This window comes from Pseudarthrobacter polychromogenes, assembly GCF_014644495.1.
GTDB lineage: Bacteria > Actinomycetota > Actinomycetes > Actinomycetales > Micrococcaceae > Arthrobacter > Arthrobacter polychromogenes.
The window spans coordinates 184700-204145 of record NZ_BMKU01000007.1; the positions used below are offsets into that span (position 1 = coordinate 184700).

At 65.7% G+C, this 19446-nt stretch carries 18 protein-coding genes and 2 tRNA genes; 9 read left to right on the plus strand and 11 right to left on the minus strand.

Annotated features, from left to right (window positions below):
- Positions 1-118: 118 nt before the first annotated feature.
- Together IEX43_RS12955 and IEX43_RS12960 are read right to left on the minus strand one after the other, a co-directional pair.
- Positions 119-4672: an ExeM/NucH family extracellular endonuclease gene (locus IEX43_RS12955; RefSeq protein WP_188811606.1), complete on the minus strand. Its 4554-nt coding sequence runs from the start codon at positions 4670-4672 to the stop codon at positions 119-121.
- Between the two features lie 454 nt (positions 4673-5126).
- Positions 5127-5214 (minus strand) — tRNA-Ser (locus IEX43_RS12960).
- A 107-nt stretch (positions 5215-5321) separates the two neighbouring features.
- On the opposite strand from IEX43_RS12960, the gene IEX43_RS12965 reads away from it, so the two are divergent.
- The 8 genes from IEX43_RS12965 to IEX43_RS13000 all read left to right on the plus strand — a co-directional run bounded on the left by IEX43_RS12965 (position 5322) and on the right by IEX43_RS13000 (position 12099).
- A complete protein-coding gene (locus IEX43_RS12965; RefSeq protein ID WP_188811608.1) occupies positions 5322-6305 on the plus strand; it encodes an NAD(P)H-quinone oxidoreductase in 984 nt (327 codons plus the stop codon).
- A 45-nt stretch (positions 6306-6350) separates the two neighbouring features.
- Positions 6351-6884, plus strand: a complete 534-nt coding sequence (locus IEX43_RS12970; RefSeq protein WP_188811610.1) for a PadR family transcriptional regulator — start codon at positions 6351-6353, stop codon at positions 6882-6884.
- Positions 6885-6976: 92 nt separating this feature from the next.
- Positions 6977-7261, plus strand: a complete 285-nt coding sequence (locus IEX43_RS12975) for a DUF1540 domain-containing protein (protein ID WP_104189059.1) — start codon at positions 6977-6979, stop codon at positions 7259-7261.
- Between the two features lie 229 nt (positions 7262-7490).
- Positions 7491-9791, plus strand: a complete 2301-nt coding sequence (locus IEX43_RS12980) for a carbon starvation CstA family protein (protein WP_188811612.1) — start codon at positions 7491-7493, stop codon at positions 9789-9791.
- Positions 9791-9994 (plus strand): YbdD/YjiX family protein, encoded by a 204-nt coding sequence (locus tag IEX43_RS12985; protein ID WP_188811614.1) that lies wholly within the window; start codon positions 9791-9793, stop codon positions 9992-9994. Before IEX43_RS12980 ends, IEX43_RS12985 begins: the two co-directional genes overlap by 1 nt.
- A gap of 78 nt (positions 9995-10072) precedes the next feature.
- Positions 10073-10705 (plus strand): bacterial proteasome activator family protein, encoded by a 633-nt coding sequence (locus IEX43_RS12990; RefSeq protein ID WP_188811616.1) that lies wholly within the window; start codon positions 10073-10075, stop codon positions 10703-10705.
- An 8-nt stretch (positions 10706-10713) separates the two neighbouring features.
- Positions 10714-11190, plus strand: coding sequence for a hypothetical protein (locus IEX43_RS12995; protein ID WP_188811618.1), 477 nt, complete (start codon positions 10714-10716; stop codon positions 11188-11190).
- A 63-nt stretch (positions 11191-11253) separates the two neighbouring features.
- On the plus strand, positions 11254-12099 hold the full coding sequence (locus IEX43_RS13000) for an aldo/keto reductase (RefSeq protein WP_188811620.1): 846 nt from the start codon (positions 11254-11256) through the stop codon (positions 12097-12099).
- A 95-nt stretch (positions 12100-12194) separates the two neighbouring features.
- Here IEX43_RS13000 and IEX43_RS13005 read toward each other — a convergent pair whose 3' ends face one another.
- The 9 genes from IEX43_RS13005 to tmk form a co-directional block, all read right to left on the minus strand.
- Positions 12195-12380 (minus strand): hypothetical protein, encoded by a 186-nt coding sequence (locus tag IEX43_RS13005; protein ID WP_188811622.1) that lies wholly within the window; start codon positions 12378-12380, stop codon positions 12195-12197.
- Between the two features lie 38 nt (positions 12381-12418).
- Positions 12419-13387 (minus strand): hypothetical protein, encoded by a 969-nt coding sequence (locus tag IEX43_RS13010; protein ID WP_188811624.1) that lies wholly within the window; start codon positions 13385-13387, stop codon positions 12419-12421.
- A gap of 39 nt (positions 13388-13426) precedes the next feature.
- Positions 13427-13588, minus strand: a complete 162-nt coding sequence (locus tag IEX43_RS13015; RefSeq protein ID WP_188811626.1) for a hypothetical protein — start codon at positions 13586-13588, stop codon at positions 13427-13429.
- Positions 13585-13923 (minus strand): hypothetical protein, encoded by a 339-nt coding sequence (locus IEX43_RS13020; protein ID WP_229666451.1) that lies wholly within the window; start codon positions 13921-13923, stop codon positions 13585-13587. The genes IEX43_RS13015 and IEX43_RS13020 overlap by 4 nt, the downstream gene beginning before the upstream one ends.
- 7 nt (positions 13924-13930) lie before the next feature.
- Positions 13931-14077: a hypothetical protein gene (locus tag IEX43_RS13025; protein ID WP_188811628.1), complete on the minus strand. Its 147-nt coding sequence runs from the start codon at positions 14075-14077 to the stop codon at positions 13931-13933.
- A 462-nt stretch (positions 14078-14539) separates the two neighbouring features.
- Positions 14540-14612: transfer RNA gene (locus tag IEX43_RS13030), tRNA-Thr, on the minus strand.
- Between the two features lie 103 nt (positions 14613-14715).
- Positions 14716-16281 (minus strand): alpha/beta hydrolase, encoded by a 1566-nt coding sequence (locus tag IEX43_RS13035; protein ID WP_188811630.1) that lies wholly within the window; start codon positions 16279-16281, stop codon positions 14716-14718.
- Positions 16282-16298: 17 nt separating this feature from the next.
- Entirely contained in the window at positions 16299-17441 is a 1143-nt protein-coding gene (locus IEX43_RS13040; RefSeq protein WP_188811632.1) for a DNA polymerase III subunit delta', read from the minus strand.
- Positions 17438-18133 carry a dTMP kinase gene (gene tmk, locus IEX43_RS13045; protein WP_188811635.1) on the minus strand — a complete coding sequence of 232 codons (696 nt, stop codon included), beginning with the start codon at positions 18131-18133 and terminating at the stop codon, positions 17438-17440. The genes IEX43_RS13040 and tmk overlap by 4 nt, the downstream gene beginning before the upstream one ends.
- Positions 18134-18247: 114 nt before the next feature.
- On the opposite strand from tmk, the gene IEX43_RS13050 reads away from it, so the two are divergent.
- On the plus strand, positions 18248-19438 hold the full coding sequence (locus IEX43_RS13050) for a trans-sulfuration enzyme family protein (RefSeq protein ID WP_188811637.1): 1191 nt from the start codon (positions 18248-18250) through the stop codon (positions 19436-19438).
- Positions 19439-19446 lie beyond the last annotated feature (8 nt).

Sequence of the window (19446 nt, forward strand, 5' to 3'; positions counted from 1 at the left end):
CTTGATGCGATTAAAGCCCAGATGCTCTCTCACGAGTGAGAGAGCATCTGGGGAAATGGCGCCTTAAGTGAGAGAGCGTCCGTGGATTTCCGGACCTTTCACACCTTCAGGCGGGGCGTCAGCCGCGCAGGCAGGCCCGGTAGGCAGCCATGGCCTGGCCGTAGTTCAGCTGGCCGGCCAGGTCCGCAGGCCGTGCCGGCTTGACCGGGGCCGTGCAAACCGGTCCGGCGGGGTCGGCTGCTGCCACCTTGACCCCTACCGTGACCCTCGTGCCCGATTCCGCCGCGGTGAGGACCAATGTTCCCGGCCCGGCAGCGGCACTTGAGGGGACGGCCAGGTTCACTGTTGCGGAACCGGCTGTGACCGGCACGGACCCGAGCTCGGTCACAACCCCGGCGGTGTCCGTGAACACTGCCGTGAGGGTCTTGTTGACCGGGCTGCCCAGGGAGGTCAGGTCCAGCTTGGAGACCGTGAGGCTGACCGTTTCGCCGGGCTTGACCTCACTGGCGGTGGTGTTCGTGACGGCCACCGATCGCCGGGCGAAATCGGGCGAAACCGGGCTGCTGTCCTGCAGGTAGCCGATCCACGCGTCACGGTCCACCAGCCCCGAGTCTTTGGTGTTGGCACCTTCGGTGAAAACGCGGAAGTTATCGCCCCCGGTTGCCAGGAAGCTGAAGGTGCCCACCCGGTAGGACCTGGCCGGATCGAGCGCAGCCCCGTTCACGCGGACGGAGGTGATGCGGTCACCGGCGGGCCGTGCGGCGTCGTAGGTGTAGTTCACGTTCTCGGACAGGCCCAGCTGGATGTAGGCACGGCTGGGAACCGTGCCGTCCGGGTTGGTCTGCCATTGCTGCTCCAGCAGCGTCTTGAACTGTGCACCGGTCAGGGACGTGGTCCACAGGTTGTTGACGAACGGGAGCACCGCATTGGCTTCGGCGTAGGTAATGGTGCCGTCCGGGGCGTAGTAGAGCTCGTTCCGCAAGCCGCCGGCATTGACCACACCGATCTCAGCACCGCCCAGTTCGGCCGGCTGCAACGAGTTGAGCAGCGAGTCCGCCACCAGGTTGCCCAGCGTGGATTCGCTGCTGCGGTCATCACGTTTTGCCACGCCGGCGGCGTCCGTGGTGAATGCTGTGGTGATGTCCGCCGTGACAGCACCAACGGGCTGGTTGCCGACGACGGCGGCATCCGCCAGTGCCTTCTTCACGATCGCGTCGACGGCGGCCACGCGCGGGTAGGCGGCGACCAGGTCTGCGGCAGGATCCGTGGTGCGCTTCACGTTTCCGGCCTTGTACGCGGTCACTTGCTTGGTGGCGGTGTCCACGGTGAGCTGGATCTGCCCCACGTTCTCGCCGTAGTTGCCCGTCTGGACAATCGGCCGGGTCTTGCCCTCCATGCCGGGAACCGGTGCGTCCCACGCGTATTCCTTGTGGGTGTGCCCGGTGAAGATGGCGTCAACGTCCGGGGATGTTTCGGTGACCAGCTTCGCGAACGGGCCGCCGGCCGCCACTTCCTCCGCCAGGGTGGAGCCTTCCACCGTTCCCGAACCGGCGCCGTCGTGGTTTTCCACGATGATGACGTCGGCCAGGTTCTCCGCGGTGATCCGTGCGGCCGCCCGGTTGATGGCGTCCACGGGATCGCCAAACTCAAGGTCGGCAATCCCGGCGGGGGTCACCAGGGAAGGAACTTCCTGCGTGACCGTGCCGACGACGGCCACCTTGATGCCGTTCATGTCCAGGACGGTGAACTCCGGCAGGGCCGGCTCGGTGGTGCCCTTCTTGTACACGTTCGCACCCAGGTAGGGGAACCTGGCGTTGGTGCCCCCGGCGATGACGCGGTCCTGCAGGTCGGCCCAGCCGCCGTCGAACTCGTGGTTGCCCACGGCCGAGGCCCGAAGCTCCAGGGCGTTCAGCACATCGATGGTGGGCTGGTCCTTGGCGACCGCGGAGGCAAACAGCGACGCGCCGATGTTGTCGCCGGCTGAGAGGAAGGCGGTGGCGCCGGGGGCGGCCGCTGCGCGGAGTTTCTCGATGGTGCCCGCGAACAGGACCGTGTTGGTGTCGATCCTGCCGTGGAAGTCGTTGATGCCCAGGAAGTTCAGGTCAACGGCGGCGGGAGCAGACTGCAGGTCCAGGCCCACCACCACGGGATCGTGGTCGCTGGCGCGGAACTGGTCCGGTGCGTAGTAGTTGGTGACGTTGTTGTTGTAGCGGCTGTATTCCAGTGCCACGGACTCAACCGAGTTGATATTCCAGATGTCAGCCCCGGTGACCACCGCATTGGCGGCGGGGGAGGCCAGGATGTGGTCCAGCGAGCCCACCATGCCGCCGAAGAGGTAGGAGTGCTTGGCGGTGCCGCCGGCGTTGCGGGCTTTCTCGTCCTGGTTGACGTAGCCCTCAGCGGTGAAGACGCTGATGGGGTCTTCCTTGGCATAAGCGTTGAAGTCGCCGATCAGGAACACCTTGTCCGTGCCCTTGGACTGCTGCAGGGACTTGGTGAACTCCAGCAGGGACTTCGCCTGGGCTGTGCGCGCCAGGTTTGATGCGCCCTGCCCCTGGTCCGTGTCCTCGGGCGTGGCAGCGGAGCCTTTGGACTTGAAGTGGTTTGCGATGGCGATGAACTCTGTCCCCGCACCGCCACCCACGGGCTTGAACACCTGGGCCAGCGGCTTGCGGGCGTTGGAGAACGCCACGGTGTCGTTGTGGATGATGGATTCACCCACGGGCTCCGCAACGGCCTTCTTGTAGATGAAGGCGGTGCGGATCATGTCCTCGTCGCTCAGCGGCGGCGCGTTGGCAGGCGAGCGGACGTAATCCCAGATGCCCGGCGTCTCGATGTTCAGGGCGTCCACCAGCTTGGCCAGGGCGTCGTCCCGGTTCTTGCCGAACTGTGCCGAGTTTTCGATCTCCATCAGCGTGACAACATCGGCGCCGGCCTTGGAGATGGCGGCAACGATCTTGTCCTGCTGCCGGTTGAAGTTCTCCGCGTTGGCAGCCCCGCGCGCATCGCACCCGCCGCGGACCGTGATCGGGTTGCCGGCCCTGTCCTCGTAGTAGGTGCAGCCGGTCAGGGTGTCCCCTGTGGTGGGGAAGTAGTTGAGCACGTTGAAGGAGGCGATCTTGAGGTTGCCGCCCACCGCTGCGGGAGCGTCCGTCCTGGTGGCCCCAAAGGTTGCGGGCTGGACAGAGGCCTTGTTCGTATCCGTGAGGTGGGTCAGCGGCTGGAGTTTCCAGGCATTGTTGCCGTATCCCAGCACCACATTGGTGGTGAAGGTGGCGGGGGCGCCCACCCGTACCGGGTCCGCCGTGGTCAGGTAGGGGAGGACCTGCGCCTTCGTGGTGGGGTCCTTGAGGAAGTTGGTGCTGGAGCCGTCGTCGAGCTTGATCCCGCGGGCGGCGTTGTCCGCCACCGTCGCGGTGTACCCGGCGGAGCCGTAGGGAGCGACGGCGGTGGGCTGGACCAGCGGCGTTGTTCCGCCGGCGAGGCCGATCTCGCCGTACTGGTTCAGGGAGTAGTTGTCCGTGACGGTCAGCGGCCCCTGGGGTGCCAGGAGCATGCCTTCGAGGGATTCGCGGAAGGTTTCGCCGGCGGGCAGCGTGAACGGTGTGGCCTTGACCTCCGGCGCGGCCTCGGCCAGCTTGGTGAGTCCGGCCGCTGCGGTGACGTTCAGCTGGGTCATCCCGTAGTACTCCGCCACGGCACCGGTCACCTGCACGTGGTCTCCGGCCTGGACCGATGCCACCGTGGCGGGGGAGTAGACGAAGATTCCGTCCGACGCGGCATGGTTGGTTGCCGTCAGGTCGCCGCCGGTTCCCGGTGTCTGCAGGTAGTAGCCGTTAAGGCCGCCGGTGGGGAAGACTGCGGTGACCTTTCCGGTGGTGGTCACTGTTGATCCGGTGAGGGGGCTTTGCGCACCCGTGCCCTGGATCTCGGCAATCGACGTGCTGGACGGCACGGGGGCCGGATCCGGGGTGGGGGCCGGACTGGGATCGGGCCCGGGGGCAGTGGAGCCGCTTGGGGTTGGACTGATTGTGGTGCTGAGGCTGAAGTCGGCGGCGTTGCTGTTGCTGTCCGCGCCGCCGCTGCGGTTCAGGCTCCTGGCGTCGCCCGTACCCGCAGGGCCTGCAGCTGCTGCGGTCTCGAAGGTGTTGGAGGAGCCGTAGCCCAGCAGGTCCGCAACGCCTGCGGGCTCCACCTGGGAACCGGTGGAAAGCGCGACGGCGGTGGGCTGCTTGGCGAGCACGATGGTGCCGGATGTGCCGCTGAAGTTCAGGCCGCCCGCCACGAGGTCCGGGGTGGGGAGGGCGGCGCCGTTGGTTCCGTTGCTGGCACCCTGGATCAGGTAATGACCCTTTGCCGCGATGGTGCCGGTGAGGGGTGCCACGGTGGTGGGGGCTGCGAGCCCGGTTGCGGAACGGTACTGGACTGACCAGCCGTCCAGCCGCACCGGGGCGTCCGAGGAGTTGTAAAGCTCCAGGAACCGGTTCTTGTAGGCGGCGCCCGTGCTGCCGCCGCTGAGGTAGGCCTCGTTGATGACAACGGGGGATGTACCTGCCGCGGGTGAGACCTCCGCGGCTGTAGTGTCCGCAACTGCGGGAAATGCTGCCAGGGGAGCCAGCAGCCCCGCTGACAACGCTGTCCCCAGCGCTAGTTTCCAAGGTGTGTGATGCATCCGCTCTTACTTTCATAGGGGTGTCCCGGTGGGGACCCGATGGAAGATGTCCGGGTTGTACCGACGGACAGGGGCCCGGATCCTGCTCCTGGTCAAGTGGTATCCGGCACATCACAACAGCGCTGAATGAACGCAGGGTTGATAGCGCGTGCATTCGGCGGGACGCTCCCCAGCGGAACGGGCCACCTACCGGCCGGGAGCCCCAGTAGCCCCGGTTCCGGTGATGCTGTTGGCGGTATGTGGTGGCCGGCATCTACCCCAGTGTGCCGACTATCACAAAGGATACCGGCCGGTAGCTTTGCTGGAAGGGGACTGCCGAAATTTGCCAGGACAATTTACGTGCTGGCACCGGTTCCCCGTCATGGCGGCCCACGTCAGGACCGGCGGCGCCTGCCGCAGGTTAAACGAAGGACCCCTGCCTGCCAGGCATGCTGGCGGACAGGGGTCCTTTTCGCGGAAGGTAAGAGATTCGAACTCTTGGTACGGGGTTACCGCACACTAGTTTTCAAGACTAGCTCCTTCGGCCGCTCGGACAACCTTCCTCAACAAGTAGTGTTTCATAGGCACTTGCCTGCAACAAAACAGAGTCCGGAAGGTGTCCGGTGCACACTGGTTGCACGCAGTATTCAGTCAGAAACGGGAGTGTTCCATGAAAGCCGTCTACATTTCGGAGCCGGGCGGCCCGGAAGTGCTGGAGGTCCGCGAGGTCGAGGCCCCGGTACCCGGTACCGGAGAGGTGCTGATCGACGTCGTCGCGGCCGGCCTCAACCGGGCGGACGTGCAGCAGCGCAGGGGTTTCTACCCGCCCCCGCCGGGAGCCTCGGACATTCCCGGCCTTGAGGTATCCGGCCGGATCGCCGGGTTCGGTCCCGGTGTCACGAAGGCGTTTTCCCTTGGGGACAAAGTGGTGGCGCTGCTGCCCGGGGGCGGCTACGCCCAACAGGTGGCCGTCCGGGCCGAACAGGTCCTGCGGGTGCCCGACGGCGTGGACCTCGTGACCGCAGCAGCCCTTCCCGAAGTTGCCGCCACTGTCTACTCCAACCTGGTCATGACCGCCCAGCTTCAGGAGGGTGAAACTGTCCTGATCCACGGGGCCACCGGCGGGATCGGCACCATGGCCATCCAGCTGGCCAAGGCGCTCGGCGCCAGGGTTGCCACCACCGCGGGCTCTGATGAGAAAGTGAGCACGGCAAAGGCCTTCCTGGGTGCGGACATTGCCATCAACTACGCCGAAGAGGATTTTCCCGAGAGCCTCCGCCGCCAGAACGGAGGCAAAGGCGCGGACGTCATCCTCGACGTCGTCGGAGCCAAGTACCTCAAACAGAACGTGGACGCGCTCGCCGACTATGGACGGCTGATCGTCATCGGACTGCAGGGCGGCACCAAAGGTGAGCTCGACCTGGGGCAGCTGCTGCAAAAGCGGGCCGCCGTGGTGGCCACGGCCCTGCGCCCGCGGCCCGTGGAGGAAAAGGGTGCCATCATGAACGCCGTCCGCGATGCCGTGTGGCCGATGGTCAGTGACGGACGGGTGCGGCCGCTGGTGGCAAAGACCTTCCCGCTCGACCAGGTGCGTGCGGCCCACCGGTACTTCGACACGGGAGACCACGTAGGCAAGATCCTGCTTCTTATGTAAATGCTCCGCCCCGCAGACCGTTGCCCGCCGAGCACAAGGAACAGCATGTCCATCCGCCATAGCCTCCTCGCACTGCTGCAGGACCAGCCGCGCTACGGCTACCAGTTGCGGGCCGAGTTCGAGAACCGCACCGGCAGCACCTGGCCGCTGAACATTGGGCAGGTGTACACCACCCTGGACCGGCTGGAACGCGGCGCTTTGGTGGCCAGGGACGGCGACGACGGGAACGGGCACGTGGTGTACAGCATTACGGCAGCCGGCAGGGCGGAGATCCGGGAGTGGTTCGCGGCGCCTGTGGAGCGGAACAACCCGCCGCGCAATGAGCTGGCCATCAAGCTGGCGCTCGCTGTCACCGTGCCCGGCGTCGACATCCAGGCCATCATCCAGGGCCAGCGGATGGCCTCCGTCCAAGCGCTGCAGGACTACACCAAGGCCCGCCGGGACACGGCTTCGAGCCAGCGGAGCGTTGATACGGCGTGGCTTCTGGTCCTGGATTCCCTGATTTTCCAGACCGAGGCGGAGGTCCGCTGGCTGGACCTGTGCGAGGCGAGGATGATCCAGCAGGCGCAGGGGAAATAGGCAACACAATTGGGTCTTTTTGAATGCAGTGGACAGGTTTAGCGTGGGGTGCAGGAGCCGCCCGGCCGGGCGGTGGAACTTGGAGGAAGCTCATGGCAACCCACGTGGCCGACTGCAGCGTAACGAACTGTTCCTTTAACGATCACACCAACTGCAATGCTGCCGCCATCACTGTGGGCGGTGCCGAAAACCACGCGCACTGCGCCACCTTTATCGACACGGGCATGCACGGCGGACTGCCCAAAGTCCTTGCCGACGTCGGAGCCTGCCAGCGCTCTGAATGCGTCCACAACGACCACCTGATGTGCAAGGCCGCCGAGGTGCATGTCGGTCCCGGGGCGGACAACGCCGACTGCCTTACCTACTCACACGCCTGAGGAGCAGCTTTACGCTTTTCCCATGAGCCAAGGCCTCCGCCCGAGCTGTTCGGACGGAGGCCTTCGCTGCGTTGGTGCGGCCGGGACGCAAAGCTGATCCGTCGTTCGTCGCCGCTTCCCCTCCGCTCACCGCACGTTTCTGCGCCACCTGGCAGAACGCCCCTGGAAATGGGGCTGCGGGTTGGTAGGGTGCGTCACAGCAGAAGCGAAACAATCTCAAGGAGGAGACATGGCCGAAACGCCTGATCAACGGAGGAATGCATCCGGGGAAAGGGGCGTGGTGGCCACCGACCCGGCCCTGCCCCCGACAGCCATTGATGAGGAGGTCCGCGAGGCAGAAGAGCGAAAATGGACGCCGGGGAAGATTGCGCTGTGGGCCGGCATCGCCCTGCTGGGCGGCCTGGCCTGGTTCATGCTGGCCATCATCCGCGGTGAGACCGTCAACGCCATCTGGTTCGTGTTTGCCTCGGTGTGCACCTACCTCATCGGCTACCGCTTCTACTCCAAGGTCATCGAGCGCTACATCACCCGGCCTGACGACCGCCGTGCCACCCCGGCCGAGTACAAGGCCGATGGCAAGGACTACGTCCGGACTGACCGCAATGTCCTGTTCGGCCACCACTTCGCCGCCATCGCCGGCGCCGGACCGCTGGTGGGTCCGGTCATTGCAGCCCAGATGGGCTACCTGCCCGGCACGATCTGGATCATTATCGGCGTCGTCCTTGCCGGCGCTGTCCAGGACTACCTGGTGATGTTCTTCTCCATGCGGCGCGGCGGCAGGTCCCTGGGACAGATGGCACGCGAGGAGCTCGGCGTCATCGGCGGCACAGCGGCCCTCATAGCCACCCTGCTGATCATGGTGATCATCGTCGCCATCCTCGCGCTCGTCGTCGTCAATGCCCTGGGCGAAAGCCCGTGGGGTGTCTTCTCCGTGGGTTTGACCATCCCCATCGCCCTGTTCATGGGCGTCTACCTCCGCTACCTCCGGCCCGGCAAGGTCATGGAAGTGTCTCTGATTGGGTTCGTCCTACTGATGGCGGCCATCGTCGGCGGCGGCATCGTGGCCGAAACCCCGTGGGGCGCCGACATCTTCAGCCTGGACAAGGTCACCATCGCGTGGGGGCTCATTGTCTACGGCTTCATTGCCGCCATCCTGCCCGTGTGGCTGCTCCTGGCACCCCGGGACTACCTTTCAACGTTCATGAAGATCGGCGTCATCGTGATGCTCGCGCTGGCCATCATCGTGGTCCGCCCGGAAATTACCGTTCCCGCCTTCAGCGAATTCGCCAGCAGGGACAACGGACCCGTGTTCCCGGGGGCCCTGTTCCCGTTCCTGTTCGTCACCATCGCCTGCGGTGCCCTCTCCGGCTTCCACGCCCTGATCTCGTCCGGCACCACCCCGAAGCTCGTGGAGAAGGAACGCCAGACCCGGTTCATTGGCTACGGCGGCATGCTGATGGAGTCATTCGTGGCCATCATGGCCCTGGTGGCCGCCATCTCCATCGACCGTGGACTCTACTTCGCCATGAACTCGCCGGCCGCGCTGACCGGCGGAACGGTGGAAACAGCAGCCACCTGGGTCAACAGCCTTGGCCTGGCCGGAGTGAACATCACCCCGGAGTTCCTGTCCCAGACAGCAGCCAATGTGGGTGAGGAAAGCATCGTTTCCCGCACCGGCGGTGCTCCCACCCTTGCCGTGGGCCTCGCGCACATCATGCAGCAGTTCATTGGCGGTACCGCCATGATGGCCTTCTGGTACCACTTCGCCATCATGTTCGAAGCCCTCTTCATCCTGACCGCTGTGGACGCCGGCACCCGTGTTGCCCGCTTCATGCTGCAGGACTCGATCGGAAACTTTGTCCCCAAGTTCAAGGAGCACTCCTGGCGGCCCGGCGCCTGGCTCTGCACCGCCATCATGGTGGGAGCCTGGGGCGCGGTGCTGCTGATGGGCGTCACCGACCCGCTGGGCGGCATCAACACGCTGTTCCCGCTGTTCGGCATCGCAAACCAGCTGCTGGCCGCAATCGCGCTTTCCGTGTGCCTTGCCATCGTGGCAAAGCGCGGCACGTTCAAGTACTTGTGGATCGTTGCCCTGCCGCTCAGCTTCGCTGCCGTGGTGACCATCACCGCGAGCTACCAGAAAATCTTCTCGTCCACCCCCGCAGTGGGCTACTTCGCCAACAACGCGGCGTTCAGCAAGGCCCTCGCAGAAGGGAAGACGGAGTTTGGGACGGCGAAATCCGTGGCGGCCATGGAGGCCGTCGTGCGGAACACGGCCATCCAGGGCTGGCTCTCCGTGATCTTTGTCGTGCTCAGCATCATCGTGATCGCGACGGCGTTGCTCGCCACGGCCAGGGCCTTCCGCAACCGCGCGGACGGCACCGCCGTCCAGGACAACGAGGACCCTGCCCTTCCATCGAGGGTCTTCGCCCCGGCCGGAATTATCCCCACACCCGCCGAGCGGGAGCTGATGGCGGAGTGGGACAAGGTGCCGGCCGAGCTCAGGTTCGAAAGGGGTGGCCACCACTGATGGCAGCGGGACTGGCTGTGCTGACGCGGGGCGTCCGCGGCGTCGCCCGGTATTTCGGCGGCGTCCTGGGCGCGGACGCGTACGCCAAGTATCTGGAGCACCACAGGGCGGCCGGCCACGTGGAAGCGCCGCTCACGGAGAGGGAGTTTTGGCGCGATCGGACCGACCGCCAGGACAGCAATCCGCAGGGCCGGTGCTGCTGATTGAGCTTGCAGCGGACAAACCGTCAGGTGGGTTCATCCGGTGGGTCGCGGGTGGATCGCTCATGAGAGTATGAACGCATGAGCGATCCACAAGACACTCAGCCAGCTGAGGACCTCCCGGTAGAAGGCACTCCCATTGACGACCGGCAGCCGCCGGTGCACGCCCACCCCGGCCCTCCTGAGGGCATGAGGCCCAAGGGGAGCAGCCTTCAGGACCTGGTGGATGAGCCGGCCAAAGTGATGCGGATCGGAACAATGATCAGGCAGCTCCTGGAGGAAGTGAAGTCGGCACCCCTGGATGAGGCTGCACGGGGCAGGCTGGCCGAGATCCACGAGCGCTCCATCAAAGAGCTGGAAGACGGACTGGCTCCGGAGCTGGTGGAGGAGCTGGACAGGATCAGCCTTCCCTTCTCCGACGACGGCACTCCCTCGGACGCTGAACTGCGCATCGCCCAGGCCCAGCTGGTTGGGTGGCTCGAGGGGTTGTTCCACGGAATCCAGACGGCCATTGCCGCCCAGCACGCGGCCCGAGAGCACGCGGCCGCGCAGATGCAGCTGCGCCAGCTGCCGCCAGGAACCATGATTGCCCCCGGCGTGGTCATCGGGGAAAACGGTGAGCCGCAAAGGGCCGCCGCAGGTTCGCGCTCCGGCAATTCCGCGCGGCCAGGCCAGCGGGACGACCCGGACCACGGTCCCGGACAATACCTGTAAGGGTGCGCTTGGGCTTTTTCAGCGCCGCCAGGCAGGGGCGCAAGGATGATGCGGAACTGGGGAAGGGGCTGTGGCGCCGCGCCCACGACCGCTTCCAGCGGGGACTGGACCGCTTCCACCAGGTCCTTGAAGGCGTTGAGGACGACCAGCTCTACGGTGAACTGCTCGAGATAGCCAACGAGCTGGCTGCCCTCCTCGAAAGGGTACGGCTCGTGTGCATGGAAGCGCAGCGGCGTTCACCGAATGAAGGGCTGGACATTCCGGTTGGCCTGGCCGGAGTGCACCGTGCCCTGTCCAAGGCCGGAAACTCGCTGGCCACCACGGCGGAGGCGGCCGCCATGCTCCGGCTCGCCGTGGGCCCGGTCCCGGTAGGTGCGGCGTCCGTCCGGCGGCGCGCCGAGTCAGTTTTCCAGCAGGTGGCCGACGCCGAGCGCCACCTCAGCGACGAGGGCCCGGGACCGCGGCAGGCGGATATTCCCGGTTAAGCGCCTGGCTTACTTCCGGCCAATACCCTCCTGGCGGGCGCCGGGGTTTGGCAGGATGGTCGAATGACTCTTTCACCTACACTGACGTTCAATGACGGAAACACGATTCCCCAGCTTGGCTATGGCGTCTGGCAGGTTGAGGACGACGTCGCCGAGAAGGTGGTCCGGCAGGCGTTTGAAGCGGGCTTCCGCCACATCGACACCGCCAAGATCTACGGCAACGAGGCAGGCGTGGGGCGTGCGATCGCCAGCTCCGGCCTCTCCCCGGAGCAGCTCTTCATCACCACCAAGCTCTGGAACGCTGACCAGGGCTATGAGTCCACCCTGGCAGCCTTCGAGGCGTCGATGGACAGGCTGGTGCTCGAGACGCTGGACCTGTACCTGATCCACTGGATGCAGCCCAAGCAGGATAAGTACCTGGACACCTGGAAGGCGCTGATCGAGCTCCAGAAGCGCGGCAGGGTCAAGTCGATCGGCGTATCCAACTTCACCGCCGAGGGCCTGCAGCGGCTCATCGATGAAACGGGCGTTGTCCCGGCCATCCACCAGATTGAACTGCACCCGTACTTCAGCCAGCGTGAACTGCGCGAGTTTGGCGCTTCGAAGGGCATCCTGACCCAGGCCTGGTCGCCGCTGGGCCAGGGCGGCGAGCTGCTCGAGGACGCAGCGGTGGCCTCCATTGCCGCCAAGCACGGCGCCACACCTGCCCAGGTGGTTATCGCCTGGCACCTCGCCATTGGCAATGTGGTGATCCCCAAGTCCGTCACGGAATCCCGGATCCGGGAAAACTACGCGGCGCTTGAGGTGAACCTGGACGCAGACGACATCGAAGCGATCAACGCCCTTGACCGCTCGGCCCAGGGCGAAGGCCGCATCGGCGCAGACCCGGCTGTTTCCGACTTCGCGTAACTGCCAGACGGCGCCCGCGCCAGGGCTTTAGCCGCGCACTGCCGCCCTGCCTGTTCTGTACAGGCGGGGCGCTTTGCGTTTAAGCGGGAACGGTTTTAGGCGGCTGTGCGGATCTGCTCTATGGCCACGGCGTCGACGACGGCCCAGCTGTCCTCCCCGGCGCAGTGCCGGCTGGCGAAGCGCTCCGCCTCTGCCAGGGTGTCAAAGACCTCAGCCCGTGCCCGGCCGCAGTCGGCGTCGAAGTACGTGACGTGAAATTCCTGTACCAGTTGCTTTTCCATGAATCCAGTCTGCAACCGGGGTCTGACAATTACGGGAATCAGTCCCGCGTGTTGCCCAGCCGAAGGACCCGTTCCTGCGCAAGCACTGCCGTCCGCTCGGCTTTGTCCGCGGCCCGCACCGCCTGTTTTGCTTCGGCAACGGTGGCCGCCAGCCTTTTCTTCGAGCGCTCCAGCTGCTCTTCAGCGGTCCTCAGCCGGGCACGAAGATCTACTGTCTCCCGGAGGAGTTCCGCGATGTCGGTCCGTATGTCGTCGGCCTGGTCCTGCAGCTCCTGTGCCACCCGGGCTGCCCCGCACTCTGCTGCCTGTGCTTCTTCAAGGGCAGCCCGGGCCCTGTCCAGCGCGGGTGGTGACGCAGGCCGCGGAGTCTGCCGGACTGCCTCAAGCCGCGGCTTGTCCGGTTTGCGCTGTTGCGGCGCTGCCGCCGTCGTACGCATCTTCCTGCCAGCGGAGGCCGCTGGCGCAGAGGCGGGAGCCGCGGCGGCGGGCGGCAGGACCGAAGGGACCGCCACGGTGCCGGCCAGGTCAACGGCGTTTACGCCGTCTGCCTGCAATGTCTTGAGCAGGCGCCCGCTCCGCACGGCCGCTGCTGCTCCCTCATCCGCTGTCAGCGCGCGAAGTGTCTCCTCGACCTCGCCCGCCATGGGATCGCTGATGGCCCGGCCGTGTTCCTGGGCCACCGAACGGGCGGTGTCGACGGCGGCGGCGAGCGAAATGCGGCGCTCACGTCCCAGGTCACGCAGCGACGCGGCGTCCAGCGACACCTGTGCCGCGCGCATCCTGCCGCCGAGTTCCGTGAGCTGGGCCAGGACATCCGGTTGATGAACAGCCAGCATATTCACCGCCCAGGCGGCAACCGAGGGCTTGGGCAGTGCCCGGACCGCTGCCCCCAGCTCCTTGTCCGACGCGGCTGCTTCCTTCGCTGCCGTGGTCCTGGCCGCCACAAAGTCGTCCAGCGGTTTGGCGTAGAGCTGGTTGGCGACCTCTGCCAGAACCTCGTCTTCCATGCTCGACATCTTAGGCTCCGGTGATCTGCCTACCTGTACTCACCCCGGTGGGTCCGATTCCGCGCTCTCCGAACGTTGCCGGCGCCTGTCTTCCGCCTGGCCAATGCCGTCACGGACGCCGGCACGGATGACGCCGTACAGGACATAGAGGAAGATCGCGGCAAACACCAGGTTCAGGACGATGGCGTCCGGAGCTGTCACGGCTGGCCACCTTCCGCCCAGAACTGCTGCACTCCTGCTGCGGCGTCGCGCAGTGTCCCGCCATCCAGCACCACGGAACTCTCGGCCAGCCCAAAGTCCATCCACTGGGCGAGCAGCCGAAGGTGCCCAGCGGGAGTCAAGGGCCAGAGCCAGGCGCTGCCGGTGCCCGCCAGTTCGTCGCCTGCTCCGCTGCCGCCACTGCTGGTGAAGGCAATCGTTGGGGGTCCCATCCAGGACAGGCTGAAGGAGCAGCCCGTGGAGTAGACCTCGGCGCTTCTTACAGCCACCACCATATGAGGGCTGCGGTGCAGGAACTTGCCGAGGTGGACAGCCACTGGAAGTTCATTGGCCGGCGGAGCGGCCCACGCGGGCGGCACGAATCTGGCGCTGGGCGGCCTGGGGGCTGATGGCGGAATGGGAAAGTCCTTGGAGGAGGTCACGGTCATCCTTGGTCTCACTGGCGGTGACCGACCAGCGGAACGGCGGCACTGTGCCGCCTTGGATCCCCCAATCCGTCCTTACCCCGCCAGTCTAGCCCTGCCCTTTCGAGGCAGATGCGGAGCCGGGCTGGGCAGCGCCGTCTTCAGCGGTCACCTGGATGTCTGGCAGGCCGCTGGCATCAGGCTCCCGCGGTCCCACCGATGGCCCCTACTATCGCGGGGACGGGAGGGCCATCATGGGAGCTATAGGGCGCTGCAACCAATGATGGGAGTCCGCTATGATCCAGGCCCTGCGGTGCAAATTGAATATTCGCCACCAATGGCACGTCGAACACACCGAAGACGGAGGCATCTATAAACGTTGTCTGCGCTGCGGCAAGGATGGCGGGGACGGTGACGGCGCGAACAACGGCTGGGCGCTGAGGAAATGGTGGTAGGCCCGCTGCAACCGCTTAACCAGCGAAAAACCCCGGAAACCCCTAAAACTATGGGTTGTCCGGGGTTTATCCCGAGCTTCCTATCAGAATCGAACTGATGACCTTTTCATTACGAGTGAAACGCTCTACCGACTGAGCTAAGGAAGCACCGCACGAATCTCCGGCAAAACCGGGCGCTTCATGCAAGAGTCAACTGTAATAGAGTCCCAGCGCCCGGGTCAAAATGGGCGGCCGGGACAGGGTGAGGCCTTCAGCACACCGTGTTGTCAGCGGGAACCTGGCCGCTTACCAGGTAGCTGTCCACGGCGTCCTCGATGCAGCTGTTGGACCGGCCGTAGGCGGTGTGGCCTTCGCCTTCCCACGTGAGGAGTGCAGCGTTACCCAGCTGCTTGCGCAGCGATGATGCCCATTCCACCGGGGTGGCGGGGTCGCCGGTGGTGCCGATGACAACGATGGGGGAGCCGCCGTCGTATTCCACGGGCGACGGCGTGCGCACGCTCTGGTACGGCCAGTCGACGCAGTTGGTGCCTCCGTACGCAAAGAAGTACCCGAAGGTGGGCGAGTCCTGCATCAGGCGCTGCTGCTCCGCACGCATGGCGGCTGTATCGGACTCCATGGGGTAGTCAAGGCAGTTGATGGCATTGAAGGCGAAGGTGGAATTGGACGTATACGTCCCGTTGGAAGAGCGGTCGGCCCCCAGATCTGCGAGCCGCAGCATGAGGCTGACGTCTCCCGTCATTGCCGCTTCAAGGGCCTGGGTCAGGGCGGGCCAGCTTTGGTCGTTGTACAGCGGCGTGATCAGGCCGCTGACGAACATGGTGGCGTTCACCACCCGCCCGTCCTTGGCCGTCCGCGGCGTCTGCTGGACCGCGGCGATCAGGTCGCGGATCTGCTGGACACCGGAATCCACGTTCCCGCTCAGGGGGCATCCGTCCTGGCCCTGGCAGCTGGCAACATAGGCGCGGATTGCCTTCTCGAAGGCACGGGCCTGCCCGCTGGTCAGCTCTTCGTTGCTGATGGAGGGGTCCAGCGCTCCGTCCAGCACCATTCGTCCCACATTGTCGGGGAACAGCGAAGCGTAGGTCGAGCCCAGGAACGTGCCGTAGGAGTAGCCAAGATAGTTGAGTTTCGGATCATTTACCACAGCCCGAAGAACGTCCACGTCCTTTGCGGAACTGACCGTATCGATGTTCCCCAGCACCGGACCCGTCTGCTCCTCGCACTGGGCCGCAGTCGCCTTGTTGTCCGCCAGGACCTCGGCAAGTCCGGCATCGGTTTCGAGGTCGTAGATCTTGGCCCTCGCGGCATCCCGTTCGGCGTCGGTCATGCACGTGACGGGGGCTGAGCGTTTCACGCCCCGGGGGTCAAAGCCCACAAGGTCGTAGGAATCCCGTACAGCCTGGGAAAAATGTGTCCCGGCCGCATCCTTGACGAAGTCATAGCCTGACGCACCCGGACCGCCCGGGTTGACCAGGAGGCTGCCCGTTTTCTTTCCCGTGCTTGGAGCCCGCAGCGCGGCAATCTGGATTGTCTCGCCGTCGGGGTTGCCGTAGTCCATGGGCACCGTCACCCCGGCGCACTGGAACTCGTTCTCGCATGGCTCCCAGACGACCTCCTGGGAGTAGAACTCCTCAAGACCTTCCGGTGCAGATGCAACGATGGACGGATCGGCCTTGGCAGTGGCGGCTTCCTGGCTGCGGTCTTCACCATTCAGGAGGCTGCAGGACGCCAGGACCATGGCCAGGACCATGGCCCCGAGGGCACGGACGCCAACCGCCGCGAATCGCGGGCGTACGGGCAGGGGGCGGGCAGTCATCGGGTCTCCTTGAAGGACTAGATCAGGCTGGCTGCCATGGACTCAATGGTCAACAGCGGTGCAACGTTGGTGGTGGTGATGCGTTCGCGGGCTTTGTTGATGGCATCCATCCGGGAAAGCGTTGACTCCGGCGTGGAGCGGTGGGCGAACTCCTCCAATTCACCCCTGAGCTCAACGTTTACGAGCTCCACGGCATTCCCGAGCTGGATAATCAGCACATCACGATAGAAGGACAGAAGATCCGTCAGCGTCCGGTCCAGCGAGTCCGTGATGGACCGTTTGGCCCGCCTCTTCTGGTCGTCCTCCAGCTGCTTTACCTGGCTGCGCATGGCCGGAGGAAGCGTCCCGGATTCCGGTGCGCCCAATGTTGCCAGCAGCGCGGCCTTCTCCGCAGCGTCCCGTTCCTCATTGGAACTGTTGGCCTCTGCGGTGGCGATCTTGACCAGCTTGTCTGCCATCATCACTGCAGCGGTGACGCCCCGCAGGCCGAGCGGGAACCGGACAGTTTCCAGCCGGCGCTCCCTGGCAGCGGGGTCGCGCGCCAGCCGGCGGGCAATGCCAACATGGCTCTGCGCCGCCCGGGCGGCACGCTCAGCGAGCGCCGGATCCACGCCGTCGCGCTTCACCAGCAGGGCAGCGACGTCAGCGGCAGGCGGCAGCCGCAAAGCCACGCTGCGGCAGCGCGAACGGATGGTCACCAGGACGTCCGCCGGGGACGGGGCGCACAGCATCCACACGGTCCGGGGAGTGGGTTCCTCGATGGCTTTGAGGAGGACGTTGGTGGTGCGTTCGGCCATACGGTCCGCATCCTCCACCACGATGATGCGCCACCGACCTGTCGAGGGCCTGTTGCCGGCGGTGGCCACCAGTTCCCGGGCTTCGTCAATGGTGATGGTGACCTTCTCGGTCCGGACGAACGTGACGTCCGAATGGGTCTCACCCAGGATGGTCAGGCAGGCGGAGCAGTGGCCGCATCCGCGCTGGCTGACGTCGTCCTGGTCGCAGTTCAGTGCCGCGGCAAAGGCCTTTGCCGCGTTCGAGCGCCCGGAGCCGGGCGGGCCGGTAAAAAGCCACGCGTGCGTCAGCCCCTCGCCGCTGGAGGCCTGCCGCAGTTGTTCGACGACGGCGGGTTGCCCTTGCAGGTCGTCCCACACCGTCACGGGTGGCCACCCACTGATGGAGCGTGGACGGAAACATCTGCCGGGACGCTGTGGTGCGCGGCCTGAAGGCTTTCCACCCGCGCGAGAATCTGTTCCGCCAGTTCACCGACCGGGTGATGGGCGGGCAGCACAAGGTAGGACTCCGGACGGCTGCGGGCCAGCTCCAGGAAGGCATCCCGGATCCGGGTATGGAAGTCATCAGCTTCAGATTCCAGCCGGTCTTCGGCAGCATCGCCGGCTGTCCGGCGGCGGCGGCCGACGGCGGGGTCGACATCCAGCAGGACGGTGAGGTGGGGCTGCAGGCCGGAAGTGGCCCACTCATTAAGGGACCGTACAGCGTCCTCGCCCAGTCCGCGTCCTGCCCCCTGGTAGGCGACCGACGAGTCGATGTAACGGTCCGTCAGGACGATCTCGCCGCGTTCCAGCGCAGGCCGGATGACCTGGGTGGCGTGCGCGGCCCGGGAAGCGGCAAAGATGAGGGCTTCCGTGCGGGCATCGATGTGGCCGTGGCCGTGATCCAGTACCAGTGAGCGCAGTTTTTCGCCGATGGGAGTTCCGCCTGGTTCACGGGTACGCAGGACGGTGAGGCCCCGGGATTCCAGGGCTTCTGCAAGCCGGGCAGCCTGCGTTGATTTGCCGGCGCCGTCGCCGCCCTCAAACGCGATGAAAAGCCCGGCCCTTTGTTTGCTCACCCATCAAGCCTACCGATCCCCGCTAACAAAACCGATCGGGCCTGTGGACGGAGTCCGGTGCACCTGCGGGTAACAGCTTTCCGGGGGACTGCTGACGGACAGTACGCTTTCACCATGAGTCTCTCCGAACAGCAGGCCGCGGCGCTCTCAGCCGAAACGGTGGTGGTTGCGGCCGGGCGTCCCCCCCGGGAAAGGGACCAGCCGGTCAACCACCCAGTCGTCCTTTCCTCCACATACTTTGGCACCGGGGCCCTCGGGGACGGCGACCGCGGGTACGGCCGGTATTCCAATCCCACCTGGGATCCTTTCGAAGAGGCGCTCGGCCAGCTTGAAGGTTCCAGGCTGCCGGGGCTGCTCTACTCATCAGGGCTTGCGGCGGTCAGCTCGGCCCTTTCCCTGATCCCCCCAGGGGGCGTGCTGGTGATGCCCGAGCACAGCTACTCCGGGACCTTGGTGATGGCTTCCGAACTGGCGCAGAAGGAATTCGTCGAACTGCGCACTGTGGACATTGCCGACACTGACGCCGTCAAGGCCGCCCTGGCACCGAAGGGACCCAACGCCCGGGCTGCTTCCATGCTGTGGCTGGAAAGCCCCACCAATCCGATGCTCGGCATCGCCGACGTCCAGGCCGTGACGGCCGCGGCGCATACCGTCGGCGCCATCGTCGTCACGGACAACACCTTCTCCACACCCCTGGTGCAGCAGCCCCTGGCCCTGGGGTCCGACGTCGTCCTGCACTCGGTGACGAAGTATCTGGCTGGCCATTCCGACGTCGTCCTGGGCGCCCTGGTGACGTCCAACGCGGACATTCGCTCGGCCCTGCTCCACAACCGGACCATCCACGGCGGGATAGCAGGACCATTCGAGGCCTGGCTGGCGCTGCGCGGCCTGCGGACCCTGGCGCTGCGGATAGAACGCTCCCAGGCTTCTGCCATGGTGTTGGCCGAACGCCTTGGCGCACACCCGGCCATCGAGTCCATCCGTTTCCCGGGCCTGCCCGCGGATCCCGGCCATGAACGGGCAAAGACGCAGATGAAGGGGTTTGGCTCCATCATCTGCGTGCAGGTTGCCCCTGCCGCAGGGCTGAGCGGCGCTGACACTGCTGACAAACTCGTCCGCGCGCTGCAGCTGTGGCTTCCCGCGACGTCGCTGGGCGGCGTTGAGTCCCTCATTGAACGACGACGGCGGCACACTGCAGAGCCGGTGAGCGTTCCGGAGAATTTGGTGCGGCTCAGTGTGGGAATCGAAAACCTGGAGGACCTCTGGGCCGATTTGAAGCGGGCGCTGGACTCGTTGGGCGGCTAGGCTGGGCT